The organism is Actinophytocola sp. (assembly GCF_036402745.1).
GTDB lineage: Bacteria > Actinomycetota > Actinomycetes > Mycobacteriales > Pseudonocardiaceae > Actinophytocola.
In genome coordinates this window covers 1-5832 of the sequence record NZ_DASWSJ010000232.1, presented here as the reverse complement: position 1 = coordinate 5832, position 5832 = coordinate 1, and the positions used below count along the sequence as shown (strand labels likewise).

Genomic DNA, 5832 nt, shown 5'->3' with positions numbered 1-5832 from the left:
ATCCACTTCGGACTGACCTCGGGTTTCACGTTCAGCATCATGGGCTGGCTGCCCAGCATCCTGCGCGACCACGCGCACGTCGACGCGCCGACGGTGCGGTGGCTGTTCACCGTCGCCATGGCGCTGGGCGTGCCGATCGCGTTGCTGGTGCCGCGCTGGGCCCGCGCGACCAGGGCCCAGTCCGGGCTCGCCGTCGCGCTGGCCGCACCCAACCTGGTCGCCATCGCGGGCCTGCTCCTGTACCCCGCGTTCAGCCCGTGGCTCTGGGCGATCGGCCTCGGGCTCGGCATGCCCGGGGTCGGCCTCGCGCTGACGCTGATCTCGCTGCGGGCCGCGCCGGACGGGGACACCGCCGCGTCGCTGTCGTCCATGGTGCAGGGCCTCGGCTACGCGCTGGCCGGCGCCACCACGCTCGCGGCGGGCCTGCTGCACAGCTCGACCAACAGCTGGGAGTGGCCCCTGATCGGGCTGCTCGCAGTCCTGTGTGGACAGATCATCACCGGCATGTACGCCGGTCTCCCGGTCACCGTGCACGCCGGCCGTCAACAGCGGCCCCAGCGGGCACGTGTGCCCGCGCCACGGCAGCCGGAACCCCGCCTGCCGCAAACCCGTCAGCCGGAGCCGCCGATGTACGAGCCGCGGATACCCGACCAGCGGTCGTCCCACCACCTGCCCGAGCAGCTGGAGCTCGCGCTCACGCTGGAGCCGCACCCGCTGGAACCGCCGGAGGACCGGCCGGTCTTCATCCCCCACCCGAGAGATCCCAGCCCGTAGCGGTTCAACGGCGAACCGCCTCGCAGGAGGCTCCCGGCCACGCCATGGCCGGGAGCCTCACCCGGGTACCGTGCCCGTCGGCGGCGCCGAACGGGCTATTGACAGTGAATCACCCACAACCCACCCTAGGTGGGTAATCGATTACCCGTCACCGGGCCGCGACGAAGTGGGTGCCATGATGCGGATGCCGAAGGTTCTGCTGGTCGTGTCCCTGCTCGGGGCGGCACTCGTCGGCACGACCCAGCAGGCGGCCGCCGCGCCGGTGGCCGCCGCGGCGCTGCCGACGGTCTCGGCCGGCGCGTTCGTCCGCGTCTACGACCCGTCCGTCGGCGAGTCGCAGGCCTGGTACTACAACGACCACACGATGGTCCGCGACGTCGTGACCGGCACCTGGCACGTCTACGCCATCACCCATGCCGAGCCGGCGAACCCGCTGGACGAGAAGAACTTCGGGCACGCGACCGCGCCCTCGCCGAACGGCCCGTGGACCAAGCGGCCGTTCGCGCTGACCGCCGACCCGGCCGCCGGGGAGAGCCACATCTGGGCCCCGCACGTCGTGTACGACAACGGCCGCTACTACATGTTCTACGCGGCCGGCACGCCCGACCACGCGGCCTACCGGATGCACCTCGCCACCTCGACCGACCTCACCACCTGGACCCGCGACCCGGCCAACCCGCTGTTCACCGACGGCTTCGACGCCCGTGACCCGATGGTGACGAAGGTGGGCACGCAATGGGTCATGTACTACACCGCGAACAGCACCCCCACCGGCGGCAACCACCAGGTCGCCTACCGCACCAGCACCGACCTCCAGCACTGGAGCGGCAAGCAGGTGGCCTTCCAGCACCCGGCCTCGGGCACCTTCGGCGGCCCGACCGAGTCGCCGTTCGTCCTGTGGCGCGGTGGCTGGTGGTACCTGTTCGTCTGCTGCGAACCCGGCTACCAGGACGCCCGCGTCTACCGCAGCCGCGACCCGTTCCACTTCGACGTCAACGACCTCGCCGGGCGGATCACCGCGCACGCGGCCGAGGTGGTCACCGAGCCGAGCGGGGCCACCTGGGTCACCGGCGCCGGCTGGGGGATGGGCGGGCTGCACGTCGCGCCGCTGACCTTCAGCCAGCCGCAGGCGGACGTCTTCACGGGCACGCCGGCCGACTTCAACGGCGACGGCCGCGACGACATCGTCACGTTCACCCACGGTCCGCTCGCCGACGTGTACGTCGCGCTGTCCGATGGAACGGGCTTCGCCGGCACCACCCAGAAATGGCACGACTTCTTCGCCCTCGACGGCGAAACCCCGCTTACCGGGGATGTCAACGGCGACGGCCGTGATGACATCGTGACGTTCACCCACGGCCAAGGCGCCGACGTGTTCGTCGCGCTGTCCACCGGTACCAGCTTCGGCCCGAGCGCCAAGTGGCACGACTTCTTCTCGACCGACGGCGAGGTCCCCGCGGTGGGTGACGTGAACGGCGACGGCCGCGCCGACATCGTCACGTTCACCCGCAACGGCCTCGCCGACGTCTACGTCGCCCTGTCCACCGGCTCGGGCTTCACCGCGTCGGCCAAGTGGCACGACTTCTTCGGCGTCGCCGGCGAGTCACCCGGGGTCGCCGACGTCAACGGCGACCGCCGCGCGGACATCGTCACCTTCACCCACGGTGCGAACGCCGACGTGTACGTGGCGCTCTCGACGGGCACCGGGTTCGGCCCGGCCGTGAAGTGGCACGACTCGTTCGCCCCCGGCCTCGACTCCCCGCGCCTGGGCGACTTCGACGGCGACGGCCGCGCGGACGTCGCCGCGTTCACCAACAACGGCGACGGCGACGTGTTCGTGGCCCGCTCGACCGGCTCGTCCTTCGGCGCGAGCCAGAAGTGGCACGACTTCTTCGCGCTCACCGCCGAGTTCCCCTACGTCGGCGACTTCGACGGCGACCGCCGCACCGACATCGTGACGTTCACCCACAACTCCGGCGCCGACGTCTACACCGCCCGCTCCACCGGCACCGGCTTCGGCCCGGGCGTCAAGTGGCACGACTACTTCGGCCTGCCGGGGGAGACGAGCCTCTAGGAGGCCGGCGGCACGAAGCGCTCGAACACGGCCAGCACCTGGGCCCACATGCCCGGCAGCAGCAGCACGCCGGCCACCGTGAACACCGGCACCAGCAGCAGCTTCTCCACCCCGCCGCCGGTGCGGAACCGCAGCCAGCGCGGCGGGCGCAGCTCGTACCAGGTCTCGCCGGCGATCGGGACCGGCCACAGGAACGGGCAGCCGGACTTGGTGATCGCGTCGCCGAGGCAGTGCACGACGCACCCGATGCCGACGGCGACGCCGACCCAGCCGGTCGAGGTGGTGAGCGCGTCGTCGAGCCCACCCAGGTACGCGGTGAACCCGGCCGCGGTCGCCGCGACGACCAGCAGCCAGTCGCCGAGCACGTCCGCGGCCAGCAGCAGGCCGAACGCGATGATCCCGCCGACCGCCCACGCGCCGCCCAGTTCGGAGATCGCGGTCGCGGCCCAGCCGACGAGCACCGCGAACGCCACCGTGTGGGTCAGGTGCCGGTGCGTGCCGTCGCAGTCCTCGTCGCGTGGGCCCTTGGTCAGCGCGTACAGCCCGCGCGAGCACATCCGCAGCAGCCGCGACAGCAGGCCGGTGACCGGCCCGAGGAACCGCGACGCGGTGGCGCCGGGGTGGTCGAGGTCGGGCAGCAGCGCGTAGCCGGCCGCCGCGGTGGCGAACGGGATCACCTCGGGCAGCGTGTGCAGCCCGACGAGCGGGGCCGCGGCGAGTCCGGCGCACCAGCCGGTGAGCGCGTGGCTGTGGCCCATCATCGGGCGGCCACCACAAGGCAGGACTGGGGGTCGGTCACGGTCTCCTCGCGGGGTCGGCAGCCACGTGATCTTACGAGCGCACAAGGGGTTTCCCCGGCAGGCGCGCGGGAAGTGGGCCTCGCCACCGGCCGCGCCAGGTGGAAGGATCCGGGCCATGCCATCCGCACGCAGAGTCGCGTCGGTCCTCGCGGTCACCGCGGCGCTCGCGACCTCACTCGCCGCCGCCACCACCGCGTCCGCCGCCGGGTACCACGGGTCCCGGCTGACGGTCACCACCGTCTCCAACCCCAGGCCAGAGTTCGTCAGCGGCGGCGACGTGCTGGTCCGCGTCACGGCACCGGCCGGGCAGCGGGTCACGGTCACCCGCAACGGCACGGACGTCACCTCGGGCTTCGCCCGGCAGCCGGACGGCTCGCTGCTCGGGCTCGTCACGGGGCTGCGCCTGGGCCGCAACACCGTCGCGGCCACGGCCGGCGGCCGGGACGAGGACCTGCGGATCACCAACCACGCCGGCTCCGGGCCCGTGTTCGCCGGCCCCCAGCAGCGTCCGTTCTACTGTGAGACCGTCGTGTTCGGCCTCGACCCGGCCGAGCAGCCGCTGTGCGCGGCGCCGGCGAAGGTCAGCTACCGGTACCGCACCACGGCCGGCCAGTTCGCGCCGCTCGCCGACCCGTCGACGCGCCCCGCCGATCTGGCGACGGCCACCGTGGCGGGACGAGCGGTGCCCTACATCGTCCGCGTCGAGACCGGCGTGATCGACCGCGCGGTGTACGAGACCGCCGTGCTCTCCGACGGCAGCGCGCCGTCGCCCACCCGCCCGGCGGCCGGCTGGAACGGCCGGCTCGTCTACACCTTCGGCGGCGGCTGCAACGGCGGCTACCACCAGGGCGCGAGCACCGGCGGCGTGCTCAACGACCTGTTCCTGTCGCAGGGCTACGGCGTGGCGTCCTCGACGCTGAACGTGCTGGACAACAACTGCGGCACCGTCATCTCCGCCGAGGCCGCGATGATGGTGAAGGAGCACTTCGCCGAGACCTACGGCCCGATCCGGCACACGATCGGCTGGGGCGGGTCCGGCGGGGCCATCCAGCAGTACGACATCGCGGACGCCTACCCGGGCATCCTCGACGGGATCATTCCGGGCGTCTCCTACCCGGACCCGCTGACGACGATGAACCCGGTGACCGACTGCGGGTTGCTGAACGCCTACTTCGCCGGCCCGGGTGCCTCGTTCACCCCGGCGCAGCGGCTCGCCGTCTCCGGGTACAACGCCTACAGCACGTGTGTCTCGTGGGGACTGACGTTCCTCAACCGGAGCACGCCCACCGGCAGCTGCCCGGCGGCGATCCCGGTCGAGGCGCGCTGGGACCCGGTGACCAACCCGCACGGGGTGAAGTGCAGTGCCGCCGAGCAGTGGGTCAACCAGCTCGGCCGCGACTCCCGCGGGTTCGTGCGCAGCCCGCTCGACAACACCGGTGTCCAATATGGACTGTCCGCATTGGAGTCCGGGGCGATCGCGGCGGACCAGTTCGTCGCGCTGAACGCCGGCGTCGGCGGCTACGACGAGACCGGCTCGCCGGTCCCGGCCCGCACGATGGCCGACCCGCGGGCGCTGTCCGCGGCGTACGCGAGCGACCTGATCAACAGCGCCCGGCTCGGCCTCCGGACCACCCCGATCATCGACCAGCGCACGTACCTGGACAAGGTCGGGCCGCTCGCCGACATCCACACCGCCGAGATGTCCTACCTCATGCGGGCCCGGCTGATCGAGGCCAACGGCACGGCCGCGAACCAGGTGATCATCGAGAACCTGCCGACGCCGGACCAGTCCGCGGCGGCCGCGGCCTACGAGCTGGACGCGATGGACCGCTGGCTCACCGCGATCGGCGCCGACGGCTCGCACCGCGACCGGGCGGCCAAGGTCGTCGCGAACAAGCCCGTGGACCTCGGCGACGGCTGCTACCTGCCCTCAGGCGAGCGGATCCTCGAGCGGCTGACCTACCCGGCCGGCGGCCGGTGCGGCGCGGTGTACCCGATCGCGGCGAACCCGCGGCTGGTGGCCGGCGCGGACCTGTCGATGACCGTGCTGAAGTGCCGCCTGCGGCCCCTCGACCTCGGCGACTACCCGGTCCGCTTCACCGCCGCACAGCAGGCCCAGCTGCGCGCGGCCTTCCCCGGCGGCGTCTGCGACTACTCCCGCCCGGGCGTGGGTCAGCGTCCCCC

At 72.6% G+C, this 5832-nt stretch carries 3 protein-coding genes and 1 pseudogene; 3 read left to right on the top strand and 1 reads right to left on the bottom strand.

All coding sequences use genetic code 11. The features are described from left to right. Both VGD70_RS22205 and VGD70_RS22200 read left to right on the top strand, forming a co-directional pair. Positions 1 to 774: pseudogene (locus tag VGD70_RS22205) on the top strand (hypothetical protein); the annotation flags it as partial. A 184-nt stretch (positions 775 to 958) separates the two neighbouring features. Further along, positions 959 to 2848, top strand: a complete 1890-nt coding sequence (locus VGD70_RS22200) for an FG-GAP-like repeat-containing protein (protein WP_331084327.1) — start codon at positions 959 to 961, stop codon at positions 2846 to 2848. Here the strand turns inward: VGD70_RS22200 and VGD70_RS22195 are convergent. Further along, positions 2845 to 3609 (bottom strand): metal-dependent hydrolase, encoded by a 765-nt coding sequence (locus VGD70_RS22195; protein ID WP_331084325.1) that lies wholly within the window; start codon positions 3607 to 3609, stop codon positions 2845 to 2847. The two genes, VGD70_RS22200 and VGD70_RS22195, sit on opposite strands and share 4 nt — an antisense overlap. A gap of 154 nt (positions 3610 to 3763) precedes the next feature. On the opposite strand from VGD70_RS22195, the gene VGD70_RS22190 reads away from it, so the two are divergent. Further along, positions 3764 to 5832: DUF6351 family protein (locus VGD70_RS22190; protein WP_331084323.1), on the top strand; the 2069-nt coding region annotated here is incomplete at its 3' end.